Genomic DNA, 16,877 nt, shown 5'->3' on the forward strand with positions numbered 1-16,877 from the left:
GTGGGTGGCGCGGTAGCTGGATCCGTGCATCGGCCCAATGTAGCGCCCCCACGCGTTGCGCCGGCTGTGGGATCTTCTCTCTATGACGGCGGTCACGCTCGCTCCCCACACCCATCCCGGCACGCGGCCTCTCCCCGATTCGCCCGCGCACCCGCGCCTCCGCGCGGGCACCATCGCGCTGTGCCGGGGCGAGGGCGAGCTCCAATTCGGGATAAGCGACGACCTCGCTGTCACCGTGCGGCTTCCCCGCGGAGTGCGCGCGCCAGACGCCGTCGCCGCGCTCCACCGCCTCGACGGCGAGACGCCCGTGGCCGCCGCCCTCGCGGCCGTGGGCGTCGCGGAGGCGCCGGAAGCCTTTTCCCGCGTGGTCGACCTGCTCGCCGAGCACGGGGTGCTCGAGCGAGGGGTCGGCGAGGACGTTGGGGTGGGCGGGGGCAGCGGGGTCGACACGATCGACGGTGGTGGCGCAGTTGGCGGCGGCATGGGCGAAACCGGGGCCGGCAGCGGGCACCAGAGCCCCGGAAGTCACCGCGGGCACCGCCCGGGGGTCCGCGCGCGCACCGAGAGGGCGACCGTCGTGCACGTCCTCGGGCGCGGGGACATGGCGCGGCGGATCGAGGCCCCGCTCCGGCAGTCCGGGTTCGCTTACGGCTGGTCGGAGCGCAAGGGGCTCGACCTCTCGCTCGAACGGCCGCCGTGGCGCGGCCGGGTTTCCGCTCCCCCGCTGCCCGGACCGGAGTCCTGCGTCGCTGCCGGCGGGGCCGATGCGGAACCGCGCGCGACCGTGGGCCACTCCGGGGGCTTTTCCTCGCGCCACGCACCCGCCGACATCGTCGTGCTCGCCGACGACATCGTCCCCGACCCGGTCGTCACCACCGCGCTCCACCGCTGCAGGACTCCACACCTCTACCTCGCCTGCCGCGACGGCCGCGTCGTCGTCGGGCCCACCGTGGTCCCCGGCCGTTCCTCGTGCCTGCGCTGCGCGGACCTCTACCGCACGGACCGAAATCCCGAGTGGCCGCGGGTGTCCGCGCAGCTCTTGTTCACCAGCGGCTGGGCGCCGGTTCCCTCTCGGGTCGCGGCCGCAGCGCTCGTCCTGTCCGAGGTCGAGAAGCTGCGCGAACACGGCCCCGAGGCGATGGTCACCTACGGCCACACCGTCGAGATCTCGGTCGCCGAGGGCATCTGGAGAAAGCGCCATTGGGAGCCGCATCCGGGCTGTGGCTGCGGCGCGTGAGCAAGAAGCGCTCCGGAAGGTACTGGCATAGTGGGAAGAGTGAATGAAGTACGGCGAAGCACGCGCTCGCGCGCGGCCAAGCTCGCCTCCCTGCCCCTCGGTGTCGCGGGAGGCGCGGCCCGCTCTATCGGCCGCCGCGCCATGGGGCGCGGCAACGGCGAGCTCAGCGAAGAGATCCTCGATTCGATGGCGGAGCAGGCATTCTCCGTCCTCGGCGAACTCAAGGGCGGCGCCATGAAGGTCGGGCAGGCGCTTTCCGTCTTCGAGGCCTCGATGCCCGAGCGCTACGCCAAACCCTTCCGCGAATCGCTCTCCAAGTTGCAGGCCGAGGCGCCGCCGATCTCTGCCGAGACAGTCCACAACGTCCTCGATCAGCAGCTGGGCACAGCGTGGCCCTCGCGCTTCCGGGAGCTCGACCTCGAGGCCGCGCGGGCCGCTTCGATCGGCCAGGTGCACCGCGGCGTCTGGGCCGACGGACGCGACGTCGCCGTCAAGGTCCAATACCCGGGCGCAGACGAGGCCCTGCGCTCCGATCTCCGCCAGATCCGCCGCGTGGCACCGCTGCTACGGCCGTTCTCCCCGGGCACGGACATCAAGGCCGTCATCGACGAGATCACCGAGTCCGCGACCGCCGAGCTCGACTACCGCACCGAGGCCGACAACCAGCGGGCGTTCCACGCCGCCTACGCCGACCACCCGTTCATCTCCGCGCCCGCGGTCCTCGCCAGCGCCCCGAAGGTCGTGGTCTCCGAATGGGCCTCCGGCACGCCGATGACCAAGACGATCGCCGAGGGCACCGCCGAGGAACGCCGATTCGCGGCCGCCGGTCTCCTCGAGTTCCAATTTTCCTCGCCCACTCTGGCGCGGAAGCTGCACGGTGATCCACACCCGGGCAATTTCCTCATCGACGGGGACCGGTTCATCGCCCTCGACTTCGGCGCGGTCGTCGACCTGCCCACCGGGTTCCCTCCAGTCCTCGAGCAGATGATGGGCCTCGCGCTCGCAGAGCGCAGCGACGAACTCCTCGAGCTCATGGACGCAGAGGGCTACCTCGCCAAGGGCGCCGACCTCCACCCCGAGACGGCCATGGCTTTTCTCCAGCCCTTCATCGAGCCGCTGCGCAGCGAGCACTTCACGTTCTCCCGAGAGTGGATGCAGAACATCGCCTCGACCTACGGCGACGTGACCGGAGAGCATTTCCGCACCGAGCGAGCCTTCTCCCTGCCGCGCCGCTACGCGATGATCCACCGGGTCCTCGGCGGCTCCGTAGGCATCCTCTGCCAGCTCGAGACCACGGTCGACTACCGGACGACGGTCGAGGAATGGATGCCGCGGATCTTCGACGCCGAGAAGGAAGGCCGCACCGGCGGCTCCGAGTAGCGCCGACCGCGCACCCCGGCGCTACTGCCCGGCGATCAGCTCGAGGATTGCCGGTCCGTAGGCCTCGAGTTTGTGTGAGCCCACGCCCTTGATCCGGCCGAGGTCCCGCACGCTCGCCGGGCGGGAGACAGCGATGGCCGCGAGCGTGTCGTTCGCGAAGACCGTGTAGACCGGCTTCTCCCCTGCCGCCTCCCTCCGCCATTCGCGGAGGCGATCGAAGAGGCGGTAGTCGGCGTCAGACGCGCAATCGGCGCAGAAATTGAAACCCTGGCGGTCCCCCGGAACATCCGAACCGCAATTCCGGCATCCGTCCTTGCGCTTGCCCGAGGAGCCCCGCGGCACGGATTCGGTCCGCAGCTCGTCCGGCATGACCTGGTCGAGAAGCGAGCTGGGGCGACGGGAGGCGCGGCCGCCGGGATTCCGCGACCGTGCCCACGACACGTAGAGGTGCTCCCGGGCGCGGGTAACGCCGACGTAGAGCAGCCGGCGCTCCTCCTCTACCGCTTCCTCGCCCTTCTTGATCGCGTGGCTGATGGGGATGTTGCCCTCGTGCGCGCCGAGGATGAACACCGCGTCCCACTCGAGGCCTTTCGCCGCGTGGATCGTGGCGAGCGTGACCCCCTCGGTGACCGGTGCGTGCTTGGCCGACGCACGCTCCCTGAGCGCCGCAACGGTGCCCTGCAGATCGCGGCCATCGGGCGACGAGGGCCCGCCCGGCTGATGGGCCAGCTCCTCGGCGAGGTCGGCGAGCGCGCGCAGCGAACGCCACTTCTCGCGAGCCTTCTCGCCTGACGGCTCGGCATCGGTGAGACCGACGGGGTGCAAGGCGGCCCGGATCCGCGCGGCGACCTCCTGCGGGTTCGAGTCCGCAGCAGCGACCTCCTCGTTCGCGGCGAGGCGAACGAGAACCGACATGGCCTGAGTGATCTCCCTGCGCTCGAAGAAGCCCTCCCCGCCCTTGACGAGATAGCCGATGCCCTGCTCGTCGAGCGCGGACTCGATGCGCTCGGACTGCGAGTTGACGCGGTACAGCACGGCGATCTCGGAGACATGCACGCCGGACGCGACGAGCCCGGCGATCTCCGAGGCGATTCCTGCGGCTTCCCTGTCCTCGTCCGGGTACTCGGCGAGCTGCGGCACGGGGCCGGGCGCGCGCATGCCGCGGAGGGTGAGCCCAGAGGCCTGGAAACGCTTAGAGCCGCCCTTGATGACGCCGTTGGCGAAATCGACCACCTGCGGGGTCGAACGGTAGTCGGATTCGAGTTTGACCTGCACCGCTCCTTCGTGCTGCTCACGGAATCGCAATAGGAAATCGGGTTCCGCACCGGCGAAGGTATATATGGTCTGGTTGACGTCACCGACGACCGTGAGATCGTTGCGACCGCCGAGCCACGCGCGCAGGAGGCGCTCCTGGCTCGGGGTGATGTCCTGGAATTCGTCGACCACAAAGCAGCGGTAGCGCTCGCGGAATTCCCGGGCGATATCCGGAACCTCTTCGAGGGCCGTGGCCATATAGCCCAGCAGATCGTCGAAATCGAGGAGCTTGACCTCCCCGGCGACCTTGAGCTCCTCGTAGTTCCCGTAGACCTCCGCGACCTGCTCGCGGCGCACCGGGGTGTCCCGCTCGAGCGCTGCCGCCTTCCCCGCGTACTCGGCGGGCGAGACGAGCGAAGACTTCGCCCAATCGATTTCCGCGATGAGGTCGCGGAGCACATCGGTCCCCGTGCCCACGCCGATGTTGCGCGCCGCCTGCGCCACGGCGCGGAATTTGTTGTCCAGCAGCTGCCAGCCGGAGTCTCCGTAGGCGCGCGGCCAGAAGTAGCCGAGGTTGCGCATCGCCGCCGCGTGGAACGTGCGCGCCTGGACGGCGCCGGTTCCCGCCTGCAGCGTGCCCAGGGAGGCGAGGCGCGTGCGCAGCTCCCCAGCCGCGCGAGAAGTGAAGGTGACGGCGAGGACCTGATCGCCCCGGACGTGCCCCTGCTCGACGAGATGGGCGATACGGCGCGTGATGGTCCTGGTCTTGCCGGTGCCCGCACCGGCGAGGATGCACACGGGGCCGCGGGGCGCGAGGACCGCCTCCCGCTGCTGAGAATCGAGGCCCTCGAGGATCCCCGATTCGCTCGCCGCCTGTGCACCACCTCGAACCGCCATGCTCCGCCCGACACCGCCTTTCCCTTTGCCGATGACCAGTTGTCGATAACCAGCTGCGCCAGCATCCACACGCACCGGCCTATACCCGAGACCCAACACCCGGGCCTCGATCTGCCCAACCATGATGGCAGCACGGTCCGACACTGTGGGTGCCCACCTCGTTCGAGCTCGCGGACGGATCGGGGTAGATTCGTCGGCATGGCTGCCGATTCGATTGCGACCCCGTCCGCTCCCCGCGATTTCACGATGTTCACCACGTCGTGGTGCCCGTTCTGCAGCTCCCTCAAGCGCGCGCTCGACTCCGCGGGTACGCCATACACCGAGGTCGACGTCGAGCAGGACGCAGACGCCGCAGCGTTCGTCGAGTCGGTCAACGGCGGCAACCGCGTCGTGCCCACCGTGCTCTACTCCGACGCATCGACGGCGACGAACCCCGACGCCGGCAGCGTCAAGGCGAAGCTCGACGAGCTCGCCGGCTAGTCCTCTTCCGACTCGTTTTCTTCGCCGGAATCATCGACGTCCGTCCCTCTCTGCGCGCGCCCCTCGTGCTCGCCGATCTCGGCGACGACCGCCGCGACCCACGATTCGAGCATGAGCCGCGCGATGGACACGCGCCCCGGGAGCACGATGCCCAAGTCCTCGCCGGCGAGGATGCGCTCGACGTCGCGGACGTCGAGCCAGCGCGCGTCATCGATCTCCCCGTCGCCGCGGACGATATCCTGGTCCGGGTTCGCGACCGCCTGGAACGCGAGCATGAGCGAGCGCGGGAAGGGCCACGGCTGGCTGCCGAGATATCGCGGGTTCCGCACGTCGAGGCCGACTTCCTCGGCGATCTCCCTGCGCACGCAGTTCTCGAGCGACTCGCCCGCCTCGACGAATCCGGCGAGGACCGAGTAGAAATTTTCCGTCCACGCGGAGTTCCGCGCAAGCAGAACGCGCCGCTCGCCGTCGTGGACGAGGCAGATGATCGCCGGGTCCGTGCGCGGGAAGATCTCGACCTCCGCGACCGGATCGCGGCCCGACCAGCCCGAATTCACGCGCGTGAGGTGCGCGTCCGGGGTCTTGCCCGCGTTGTTGTGGCGGTGCCATCCGAGCAGCGCGACAGCCTCTGCGGCCAGTGCTGCGTCCTTGGGCAGGAGGAACTCTCCGCACGACCGGAGGTCGGCGACACCTTGCGTGCCCAGCGAGTCGGCCTGCAGCGCCCAGACGTGGCGCCCGCCCTCCGCCCTGCCGAGGAACACCGCGAGGTGCGGTGGCCGCTCCGCGATGTCGAACGCCGGCTCGAAAGTGAGCCGAAGGTGCCGGCCCCCGAGGTCGGAGCCGGTGGCGCCGACTGATCCGGCCGAGTCCCCGGCACCGCCCGGGGTGTGCTTGTCCGAGTAGTTCGGCGTTCCCACAGTGTCACCGGGAGTCTCCGCGACCTCGGTACGGAAGCGCCCGCGCGCATCGACCCGCATAACGAGGGACGTGGGCCAGCCCGCCTCGAGCGCCTCGGCATCGCCGCGGAGGTGCGCTGCACGGTCGACCGCGTAGGCGGAGAGGAGCGGTTCGGCGAGGAGCGAGAATTCTGCGGGCATATGGCGGTGCCTCCTTCGCGCCGGGTTCGAGCTAGTCGTTCCCGACCATACGGATGTAGAGCAGGCGATCCCCGACCTCCAGGGCATCCGCCGCGGGCTCGTTGACCTTGATCAGCGTACCCTTGCGAACCACCCCCAGGACCATCTCCTTGAGGTGCCGCGGCGAGCCCCCGACCTCGGTCTCCTCGACCCGGCGCTCGGCGATCGAGAAGCCTTCGTCCGGGGTGAGGAGATCCTCCATCATGCCCACGACGGTCGGCGTCACGGTCGCGAGGCCGAGGAGGCGACCCGCTGTCTCAGCGGAGACGACGACCGAGTCCGCGCCCGATTGTTTGAGCAGGTGCGTGTTCTCGGATTCCCGGACCGTGGCGACGATCTTCGCGTTCGGCCCGAGCTCGCGCGCCGACAGTGTGACGAGCACGGCCGAGTCGTCAGAGCCGAGAGCGACGACGACCGCTCGCGCGCGCGTGACGCCGGCGAGCTTGAGCACGTCGGACTTCGTGGCGGAACCGTTGACCGTGACCAGTCCTCGCGCTGCCGCCGCCTTGAGGGCGATGGGATCGGAGTCGACGACGACGATCTCCGAGGCCGCGATATCGTCCGCGAGCAGCGCGGCGACGGCCGAGCGGCCCTTCGTGCCATAACCGACGACGACGGTGTGGTTCCGCAAGGTGGACCTCCAACGTTGGATCTTGAGCGCCTGGCGCGACTGCTCGGTGAGCACCGCGAGGGTCGTACCGACCAGCACGATGAGGAAGATGAGGCGAAGGGGGGTGACAAGGAGGATATTGACGAGCCTGGCGCGCTCGGACACCGGCGTGATGTCGCCGTAGCCCACCGTCGACAACGAGACCGTGACGTAGTAGACGCAGTCGATGAACGACATCGAGTCGTCGGCGCCGTCCTGGTAGCCGCCGCGATCGATCCAGACGAGGAGCACCGTGAGCATGATGATCCCGAGCGCGAAGAGCAGCCTGTTCGCGATGATCCGCCACGGGCTCGCCTGCTCGTTCGGGATCGAGATGATGCCGACGAGCGCGTGGTCAGGGCTCTCGTCCAGCGGGTCGTTTACCCGGAATCGGTTGCGCAGACGCGACCTGGCCACGGCGGATCCTTTTCTGGGGACGGGAGATGAGACGAGACAACCATAACGGCTACTCCGGGCTCTCCACTGCGGACCTGCCGCTTTCGGTCTCGGCACCCATCGTTCGGACTTCCGCGCCGTCCGACATCGCCTCGGCCACTCGCGCGCCGTCGATGTCCGTGCGGAACCTCTTCTCGAAGCGCGCGACGAGTTCGGCCTCCGAGGGGAGGTTCTCTGGGAACACGTCCTCCCCGCTACCGATGTAGTGGAACGCGCCGCGAATGCTTTCCGGATCGACAGCCTTTCCGGTGCGCTGTTCGAGGATCCGGGCCCATGCGATTCGGTAGATCGCGAGCTGGATCGCGACATCGTCGCGGTGTTTGCGAGCCTCGGCGGAGTCAGGGTTCCGCCCTCCGGGCTTCGCGCCGGTCTTCCAGTCGACGACCGTCCAGCCGTCATCGTCCCGGAAGACGGCGTCCATCTTGCCAACCTTCGACTGCCCGCCGATGACCACCGAGAACGGGACCTCTACGGCTTCCGCAGTGCGCCTCGCCCAGTGCGAGGACAGGAACGCCTCGCGCAACGCTGACTGTTCCCCCTGTTCCTCTTCGTCCCCGCTGCCCGGGAGCTCATCATCCGCGATGAGGAACTGCGTGGCCTGCGCGTAGTACTGCTCCACCCACGAGTGGAAGCTCGTGCCGCGGCGCGCGAACTGGTTCGGCTTGCGGGGCATGGGGCGCAGTACGTTGACGGCGAACGCCGCGGGATCCCTCTCCAGCGCAACGTGCTGCGTGGCGGTGAGCCTGCTCGGGATCTCCACCTCGACGACGTCCGCCCGCCGCGCCTCGGCCGCGCGCACGTGGATGAGCGCCTCCTCGAGCCACGCCCTCTCCTCCGGCGAGGAGAACTCCGGCTCACCGCCTGCCGCGGCGAGGAACTCGGGGAGCGGAACGTCGTCCGGCACGGCGAGCGGAGCCGCCGCGGCGACGGCCTCCCCCGCGGCGCGGACGCGGGCGGGGGCGGCGGGATCGGCGGCCGCGAAATCTCCGTCCTCCTCGGGCCACTGCGCGGTGTCCGAGTCCCCTGCCAGCGGGTTCTCCTCATCGGGTGCAGGGACCTCCCAGGCGTCGATGATCCCGAGCTCCCGCCGGTCCTCGATGGATTCGCGGAGCTCTTCGAGAAACACCGCGGGGCCGAGCGCGCCCTTGCGCTCGGGCGTCCAATGGTGAGCGGAGACGAGGAGGGACTGCTCGCTGCGGGTCATCGCGACGTAGAAGAGCCGGCGCTCTTCCTCGGAGACGGTCGATTTGAGCTCGGCGATGTACGCCTTGAGCGCCTTGTCGAGCTCCTTGTGGTCCCCTACCTCGTCCAGCTCGAGGACCGGGACGCCCCCGGGATTGGTTTCCGTGCGCCTGTCCCCTCGCCATTCGGCGGGGAGCTCCCACGCGTTGCGCACCCAGTTCTCCGGGGCATTCTTCTTGGTAAAGCGTTCTCGGGCGACGTGCGGCACCGCGACGATCTGCCATTCGAGGCCCTTGGCGGAGTGCACGGTGAGGATCTGCACCCGCCCGGGCTGCGGGACGATGTCCTTCGCGAGGCCGCGCTCCACGGTCCGCGCGACGTCGATGTAGTCGATGAACGCCTTGACCCCGGCATCGGGATGCGAGGCGAAATCGGCCGCGGCGCGGGAGAGCGCGTCGAGCTGCTGCCTGCCCTCGCCCAGGCCGAGTTCGGCACGCAGGCGCACCTCGACGTCGAGGCCGAGCGCGGTTTCCGCGATGCCGAGGACGTGCGCGGGCCCTTGGTCGAGGCGCTCGCGGACAGTGCGTACGGCCGCTGCGAACGCCGCGATGGCCTCCCGCCCGCGCTCGGTGAACCCTCGCTTGGCCCCGGGGTTGACCGCGGCGTCCGCCAATCCTGCGGCGTCGACGTTCTCTAGTTCGGAGAGGGAGCCGAGCTCGGCCCGCAGCTCTTCCTCGGCGCTCCGTTCGCCCTCTTCCTCGCTCGGTTTACCCGTGCGCAGCGAGATTTCCCGGGCCCGCCCGGACAGCTCCCGGAGGTCGGCGGCGCCGAGGCGGAAACGGTGGCCGGTGAGCAGGCGGATGCTCGATTCATCGTCTCCCGGATCGAGCGCCACGCGGACGAGCGCGAGCAGGTCGGCGACCTCGGGGACGTCGAGGAGCCCGCCCGAGGAGAGCACGTCGACCTCGAGCCCGGTCTCCCGGAGAACCCGGGCGAGCGGCTCGGCATCGACATTGCGGCGGACGAGGACCGCCGCCGTGGGCGGGGCGTCCCCCTTCCGCCCTTTCCAGCCGTTGCTGTCCAGGTCGCGATAGCGCGCGTAGACCTGGTCCGCGATCCATTTCCGCTCGGAATCGACGGTGCCGAAGAGCCCGATGCGGACGTAGCCCTTTTCTGCCTCGTCCTTGGGTTCGAGCTGGGGCACCTTCGCCCCGTCCTCGCTGCCCCTTCCGCGAAGCTCCGCGGTGATGTGGTTGGCGAGGCCGAGTACTTCCGGCGGGTTGCGCCACGACTTGGACAGGCTGTTCTGCCCCGCCGGGCCATCGACGCGCGGGAAGTCGGTGAGGAAGCTGTCGAGGTTGGAGGCCGAGGCTCCACGCCAGCCGTAGATCGATTGCATCGGATCGCCGACGGCGGTGACCGCGAGCGGCGGGTGCTCGGAGCCGCCGAAGAGGCTCATGAGCATGACCCGCTGCGCCTGCCCCGTGTCCTGGTATTCGTCGAGGAGAACGGCGGTGGTGATCCGGCGCTCGGCGGCGGCAACCGCGGGCACGTCCCGGGCGAGCGTGGCGGCGTGCGCCATGCGCATGCCGAAGGTGAGCTTGCCCTCGGCGGCGAGCCTCTCGGACAGCGCGTCGACGACATCGAGGAGGATCCGCCGGTTCTCCTGCGCCTCGGCGGCGATCGAGAGGTCCTTGGTGAGCTTGCCTTCGTGCCCCTCGAGGAACTCCTCGAGCACGTTGGGATCGGCGCGGAGGGTCTCGGTGGTCTCGAGGTGGCTAGCGATCTGCTCGGCGAGCGCGATGGCACGTTCCGTTGTCGCACCCACGCTCCACGGGAGGGCGTGATCCCATTCGGAGACGATCGAGTGGGTGAGGATGTAGAGGTCCGTCTCCCCGATGAGCTCGGTATCGGGTTCCACCGGAACGAGGAGCCCATGGCTGGCGAGGATGTCTCCTGCGAACGAGTCGTACGTCGCGATCCGCGGCTGCTCGGTGCGGATGGTCTCCGCGATCTCCCGGCCCTTGGCCCCGAGCGCTTCGAGGGCCTCGCTGCGCGCAAAGGCATCGAGCCGCTCCTGCACACGGCGGGCGAGCTGCTGGGCGGCTTTGCGGGTGAAGGTGAGGCCGAGGATCTGCCCGGGCCGGACCCTCTCCGTGGCGACGAGATAGACGACGCGGGCGGCCATCGTCTCCGTCTTACCCGCCCCGGCGCCGGCGACGACGAGGGTCGGCTCCGTGGGGCCGGAAATGACAGCCTCCTGCGCCGAGGTCGGCTCTTTGCTTCCGATGGCGGCAGCGATGTCCGCCGGGGTGAAATCCTTGGGCGAGACGATCGTGCGGGCGCCGCCGTCCGTGGTGCCGTTGTCGATCACGAACCGACCTGCCTTCCTGTGGCCTGAGTGGGGCACATCGCAGCGGCGGCGCACGTGGCGCACGCGGACGACGTACGCGCGAGGTACACGGGACCGATGGAAGTCGCCCCCGCCGCAGTGGCTCGGCGCATGAGCGAGAGCTGGGTCTCGGGGCCCATGGCCGCCTGCGTGCGTTCTCTATACGGGGTTCGGCCGCCGGTGGGTTTGAGGTGGACGAGGACGCCCCCGGCTGTGAGCGAGACCGGATCGTGGGCCGCCTCGGCATCGTTGGCCATGGCCCGCGGGGCGATATCGGTGGAGACCGCGCCGAGCCGAATCGCCAGCTGGTAGAGGGCGAGCTGCGGGTTGGCCTCGCCATCTGCCACGCTCCCCGCCGCGCCGGACTTGAAGTCGACGGCGCGGACAGCCGCGGAGGAGTCTCGGTCCAACCTGTCGATCCGGCCGCGGACGGTGACGGGCACCGCCTTGCGGGCCTCCTCCCCGACTTCGACCGTGGGTCCGCCGGGGTAGATCTCCATGCGGAAATCGAGCTCCTGTCCGAGGGAGGTGTAGCCACCTTGAGCGGCGAGCCAGGCCCGGACGATCTCCTCCATCTCGAGAAGCTCCTCGATCTCGGATTCGAGGACCCAGCCGCCGGCCGGAGACAACGTGGGCCAGAACTCGCGGACGAGCCCCTCGATCCGGTCCTGCGGGACATCGCCCTGCACGGCTTCCGCGATGGCGTGGACCACGGTGCCCTTGAGCAGGGGCATGGCGGTTGACGAGCCGATCGAGCCACCGATGAACCACTGGAGCGGGCAGGTCTCGAGCTGAGCGAACGCGCTGGGCGAGAGGAAGGCCCTGGTTCCGTTGTCCGGCTCCGGGATGGGCGATGCCGACGAGGAAACGGGGAGGCCGCGGTACCAGCGCCACGGCGCAGCCTGCGCGAAGCCGGACGCGCCGAGGGTGGCGAGGATCCGCGCCGCGGCGGGCGCGGCGGGACCACCGGGATCCCGCTGGAGGTTCGCCCTGAGGTCGGCGACGAGAGCGGAGGGCGTGAACATCCGGTGCCCCGCGGCGAGGTTCCCGGTACCGCCTTCCGCCGTTCGCCATTCGGGGATGCCGCTGCGCTCGAGCTCGGCGATGTAATGGGAGGCCATGAGATCCTCGCCGTTCTCGACGGCCGTGAACAGCACGTGCCGGCGCGCCCGCGAGGCGGCGAGGACGGCGAGGCGACGCTCGTCCGTGGTGGCCGCGGCCATGCTCGCGGCCTCCCTCTCGGCATCGGAGAGGTTTTCCGTTTCACCGCGGTCGATGAGATCGACGAGGAGGTCCAGCTCGAACAGACCGAAGCGGCGGCGCGGGGCGGGCCACACGCCTTCCTGCACGCCGGAGACCGCCACGACCTCGAACTCCGCGGCCACCGAGGTGTGGGCCGACAGGAGGCTCACCGCCCGGCGAACGGGGCGGCGGCCCGCGCGGCGCGGCGCGGGGAGTTCCTGCTCCCTCATGAGCGAGACGAACTGACGCAGCGAGCCCCGCGGCATCTGCTCGACGAAATCCGCCGCGTGATCGAACAGGCCGAGCACGGCGTCCGCCGAGCGGTCGGCGGCGCGGCCCGCGACGCCGCCGTGGTCCACCGCGGAGCGGAGCGTAAAGGACTTCCGGCTCGCGTGCCAGAGGTTCCACAGCACCGTCTCCACCGAGTCCCCGGCCTCGATCGAGGCCTTGGTGGCCTCGCGTAGCGCGCGGATGCGCAGGACCGGCGTGCTGAGCCTCCCGAAGGCGTCCTCGCCGAGAACCTCAGCGGGATCGGCATCCCCGAGCAGGAGCTCGCGCACTGCGGAGAGTGAGCGGACGGGCATGCCCGATTCGGCGGAGAGGCGGCGAAGAGTGCGGCGCAGATCGCGGAAGTCCGCGGGATCGGCGCGGCCGAGGGGGCCGGACAGGAGCGCACGGACCGCGAGCTCGTCCGGCGTGTCGAGGACGGACTCGACGAGGTCGAGGAGGGCCCGGACCATCGGGTCGAGTGCCGGGGGGACTTCCGCCCCGGCATCGACCACCGGGATGCCGACGGAATCGCACGTGCGTTGGAAGAGCTCCGCGGAATCCCCTACCGAGCGGAAGACGACCGCCATGTTCTCCCAAGGGATGCCGTGGACATGGTGCATGCGCAGTAGGTAATCGGCGACGACGCTGGCTTCCTCTGGCAGTGAGCGCTCCGTCCGGAAGGCGACGGGCGGGATCGCGCCGCTCTCGGCGCCCGTGCCATCCCCCGTGTCCGCGCCATCCCCGGCGCTCGCGGACCGCTCCGGGGCACCGTGTTCGCCGGCGCTCTCCGAGGGCCCCGGCCGCCGCCATGCCTCCACGCCCGGCAGCCGGCGAGCGAGCACGCGCGCGGCCTCCGAAGCCTCCGTGCTGCGGTGGATCCGCGCGAGCTCGACGACGTTCGCTCCGGCCCCCTTGAGAGTCTCGACGAACGCGTCCGAGGCGCCACGGAAGCGGAACACCGCCTCGTCCGCGCTGTGCGCGGCGATGAGCACGCGGCCGCGATTTGCGAGGGCGACGAGGAGTGTGCCCGCCATGGGGTCGACCAACTGGGCATCGTCCACCACGAGCGCCTCGATGGCGCCGGGCCCGGCGAGCAGCTCCGGGTCCGCATCGAGCTCCTCGACGGCGCGCGAGACGAGCTCCGCGGCGTTGAGCGAAGCGGGGAACGGATCCTCGCCGGAGGCCGACGCGGCATCCCGCAGCACCATCTCCTGCTCGTGCCTGCGAGCGAACTCCGCCGCCGCGACCCACAGCTCGTTGCCGCGCTCGCGCCCCAGCCGCTCCAGCTCCGATGGGTCGACGCCACGCTCCGAAAGCCGGAGCACCACATCCCGCAACTCCCGGGCGAACCCGCGCGTCGACAGCGCGGGCCGCACGGATTCGGGCCATTCCATGCCGCCGTCCTCGACCACGCCGAGGAGGGCCTGGCGGAAGATCGCATCGTGCTCTGCGCCGGTGAGCAGGCGCGGGGCAGGGACACCGCGCCGCGCCGCCGCCATGGCCACGACCGCGTACGCGAGCGAGTGGACGGTGCGCACCTGGGGTTCCGTGCCCGCGGCGACACGCCCCTCCACGGCGTTCGCATGCATGGCGCCGGAGATGGAACGTTGCATGGATTCCACCGCTCGGGCCGAGCTCGCCACCACGGTGATGCTCCCGCCCGGCACACCGCCCCCGACGAGACCGGCAACCGACGCCGCGAGCAGCGCACTCTTACCCGTTCCCGGGCCGCCGCGCACGAGCCACCGGTTCGCCGATCGCTCGCGCGCGCGGGCATCCCGCACGGCCGCGAGGAAATCCACGGCGCGCTGCTCGCCCTCCCAGCCCGTGGGCGAGAAGCCCGGGGACCTCGGTGGATCTGCACGGACCCACCGCAGTGTCGGTCCCTGTGCCTGCGCCGTTCCCCCGATTGAATCCCCGCCGTTCGCCGTCATAGACACAAACCTAGAGCACGCGTCCGACATTCCGGGGCGGAGTGCTAGGCGCGCGCGGCCCTCTCCGCGATTTCGTCCTCAAGGAAGCGCGGGAGGCACGCGATCCATGCGGCGGAGCACAGCACCACGAGCACGACCACGAGGAACACGAGCGGCCACACGAGGGTGCCGCCGGCGTCCCAGAGCGCGCCGAAGATCAGCGGGCCGAGGCTCGCGATGATGTAGCCGAAGCCCTGCGCGAACCCGGACAGCGCCGCGGAACCCGCGTGCGAGCGCGTGCGCAGGTTGATCAGCGTGAGCAGCAACGGGAACGTGAGTGGGCCCGCGCCGAGCAGGCAGATGAGCACCCACGGAGCGGAGGTCGGGGCGAAGAGCAGCCACGCGAAGGAGACCACGTAGACCACGGCGGCGATCGCGAACATGGAGAACGGGTTTTCGAGCTTGCCGGCGACGTACGGCATGAGGATCGCGAACACGAGTCCGACCGCCGAGAACAGCGCGAGCGCGGTGCCGCCCGCGGCGTGGCTCATGCCGATCTCGTCGGACACGATCTTCGGCAGCCACGTGAAGAACGAATATGTGAGCAGCGAGTTCGCACCGAACGCCACCGCCATCGAAATGCCCAGCGGAGAACGCCACGCACTCACCGGCGCCACGCCCCTGGTGGGATCGGCGTCGGAGCGCATCTCGCTCCCCGGCTGGACTTCCCCTCCGTCTGACGCCGAACGTCCCTTCTTCTCGGCCCGCGCGCCCACCATCTCGGCGATCCAGGGGGCCATGGCCAGGGCGCCGAGGAGCGCCCAGCTGCCCAGCGACATCCGCCACCCGATGGCGTCGGCGAGTGGAACCGTGATGAGCGCCGGGATGACCGTGCCGAGTTGCAGCCCGGAGGTGTAGACGATGCCCATCCGCGAGACGTTGGCCGCGAAGTACTTCTTGACCAAAGGAGGTGCGACGATGTTGCCGAAACCGGCGCCGAGCAGCGCGATCGCCGAAGCGATGGTGAGCACGACCGCCGACGGTGCGACCGCGCGGAAAAGCGAGCCGATGGTGACCAGCGTCATGGCGAAGATCGCGACCCGCTCGAGGCCCATCCGCGCCACGAGGCGGAGGGCGACGAAACCGGCGAGCCCGAACATCAGCGTGGGCATCATGCCCAGGAGGCTCATGCCCGTGGTGCCGAGCGGAAGGGCGGCGTCGATGCGGTCGAAGAGGGGGCTCACCGACGTGACGGCGGTCCGCAAGTTGAGAGAGACGAGGACGATACCGAGCGCGGCGACGAGGCCGCCGATCCCGAGCATCCGGCGGCCGGGGGCGCCAGGCTCCCCGCCCTCGTCGCCCCGAAGCGTGCCGACCGCCTGGTCCACGCCCTCCCGGGCATTCCCCTCGGCAGCGTCGCCGCCGTGTGCCGCGTCCGACATACCTATCGCCCGCCTTTCGACACCCGAGTGCGGGCGGGTGCCCTAGAGTCCGTGTGCCGCCCTGGCGTAGCGCTCGACGTGGCCCGCTGCCGAGCGTAGGCCCGCGAATGCCGAGGCCGCGGAGTCCGGATGGATCGCGTGGACGCCGAGCCTGTAGGCCATCGCGCAGACGATATTCCGCGACCAGCCCTGGAGGAGGTCCCAGCGCCACAGGAGGTCCTCGCCGGCCGCGTGTGCGACGAGCAAGTCTACAGCCGCGATGGCCTGTCCCCTGATCGGGTCCGCGGGCTCGACCACGACGTCCGTGAGAAGCGGCGTCCCCTCCTCCGTGTAGCGGAGCGAGTGGACGAGATCGACGTGCGCGACCGGTGCATCGGCCCCGCGCGCGCCGCCGGTCTCCGCCGGATCCCCGGCGACGCGGTCGATCCCGTCGCGCAGACGCGCCAGGCCCGTCGCCGCGATGAGCGCCTCGGCCCTGTGCCCCTCGAAGCGGTCCTCGCCCTGTCGCTCCACGTGGTACTTGAGCCCGGCATCGAGGTCCTTAGAGGGATCGCCGCTCCACGCCGCAGCCATCGCGTGGTCAAAGACCGCCGCGGGGCGCCACAGCGCATCGGTGGAGCGGCGCCGCGGCGGCCAGGCACCGCGGAGCGTGGTACCGAGCGAGCCGGCCAGCGCGATGATCTCGTCCGGCCGGGCCTCCGCCCGCGCCGACGCCGGGTACCTATCGGCCCGCCATCCGCCGACGACGTAGCGCCCGTCGCTCCCGCGCAGCGGCTTGGCCACCGCGATCTCCACGTCACCTGTCGGCTGCTTCTCCCTGGCGCGCGCCGAGAGCGAGGCGACCGTGGAATCGGCCACCCGCGAGCACACGACATCCCCGCAGCGCCACCGCGAGGCGAACCCGGGCTCGGGCACGAACTCGCCATCGGGTACGCCGAATACCCTGC

General features: G+C 70.4%; 10 protein-coding genes. 3 read left to right on the plus strand and 7 right to left on the minus strand.

What is annotated here, in order from left to right; genetic code table 11:
- Nucleotides 1-82 precede the first annotated feature (82 nt).
- Together V7E05_RS03035 and V7E05_RS03040 are read left to right on the plus strand one after the other, a co-directional pair.
- Nucleotides 83-1,237: a hypothetical protein gene (locus V7E05_RS03035; RefSeq protein WP_333618196.1), complete on the plus strand. Its 1,155-nt coding sequence runs from the start codon at nucleotides 83-85 to the stop codon at nucleotides 1,235-1,237.
- Nucleotides 1,238-1,276: 39 nt separating this feature from the next.
- The gene (locus V7E05_RS03040) at nucleotides 1,277-2,617 is read left to right on the plus strand and encodes an ABC1 kinase family protein (protein ID WP_333618197.1); all 1,341 of its coding nucleotides are present in this window, start codon (nucleotides 1,277-1,279) and stop codon (nucleotides 2,615-2,617) included.
- A 21-nt stretch (nucleotides 2,618-2,638) separates the two neighbouring features.
- On the opposite strand, the gene V7E05_RS03045 is transcribed toward V7E05_RS03040, so the two are convergent.
- The gene (locus V7E05_RS03045; protein WP_333618198.1) at nucleotides 2,639-4,768 is read right to left on the minus strand and encodes an ATP-dependent DNA helicase UvrD2; all 2,130 of its coding nucleotides are present in this window, start codon (nucleotides 4,766-4,768) and stop codon (nucleotides 2,639-2,641) included.
- 198 nt (nucleotides 4,769-4,966) lie between these two features.
- Here V7E05_RS03045 and V7E05_RS03050 point away from each other — a divergent pair, with 198 nt between their 5' ends.
- Nucleotides 4,967-5,248: a mycoredoxin gene (locus V7E05_RS03050; protein ID WP_333618199.1), complete on the plus strand. Its 282-nt coding sequence runs from the start codon at nucleotides 4,967-4,969 to the stop codon at nucleotides 5,246-5,248.
- Here V7E05_RS03050 and nudC read toward each other — a convergent pair.
- The 6 genes from nudC to V7E05_RS03080 all read right to left on the minus strand — a co-directional run.
- Nucleotides 5,245-6,345 carry an NAD(+) diphosphatase gene (gene nudC, locus V7E05_RS03055; protein ID WP_333618200.1) on the minus strand — a complete coding sequence of 367 codons (1,101 nt, stop codon included), beginning with the start codon at nucleotides 6,343-6,345 and terminating at the stop codon, nucleotides 5,245-5,247. The two genes, V7E05_RS03050 and nudC, sit on opposite strands and share 4 nt — an antisense overlap.
- 31 nt (nucleotides 6,346-6,376) lie before the next feature.
- The gene (locus V7E05_RS03060; RefSeq protein ID WP_333618201.1) at nucleotides 6,377-7,450 is read right to left on the minus strand and encodes a potassium channel family protein; all 1,074 of its coding nucleotides are present in this window, start codon (nucleotides 7,448-7,450) and stop codon (nucleotides 6,377-6,379) included.
- A gap of 49 nt (nucleotides 7,451-7,499) precedes the next feature.
- Nucleotides 7,500-11,045: an ATP-dependent DNA helicase gene (locus V7E05_RS03065; protein ID WP_333618202.1), complete on the minus strand. Its 3,546-nt coding sequence runs from the start codon at nucleotides 11,043-11,045 to the stop codon at nucleotides 7,500-7,502.
- A complete protein-coding gene (locus V7E05_RS03070; RefSeq protein ID WP_333618203.1) occupies nucleotides 11,042-14,509 on the minus strand; it encodes a PD-(D/E)XK nuclease family protein in 3,468 nt (1,155 codons plus the stop codon). Before V7E05_RS03070 ends, V7E05_RS03065 begins: the two co-directional genes overlap by 4 nt.
- 44 nt (nucleotides 14,510-14,553) lie before the next feature.
- Nucleotides 14,554-15,930, minus strand: coding sequence for an MFS transporter (locus V7E05_RS03075; protein WP_333618204.1), 1,377 nt, complete (start codon nucleotides 15,928-15,930; stop codon nucleotides 14,554-14,556).
- 42 nt (nucleotides 15,931-15,972) lie between these two features.
- The coding region (locus V7E05_RS03080) for a hypothetical protein (RefSeq protein ID WP_333618205.1) at nucleotides 15,973-16,877 on the minus strand (905 nt) is incomplete at its 5' end.

Source organism: Dietzia sp., assembly GCF_036741115.1.
In the GTDB taxonomy this organism is placed as follows: Bacteria; Actinomycetota; Actinomycetes; order Mycobacteriales; family Mycobacteriaceae; genus Dietzia.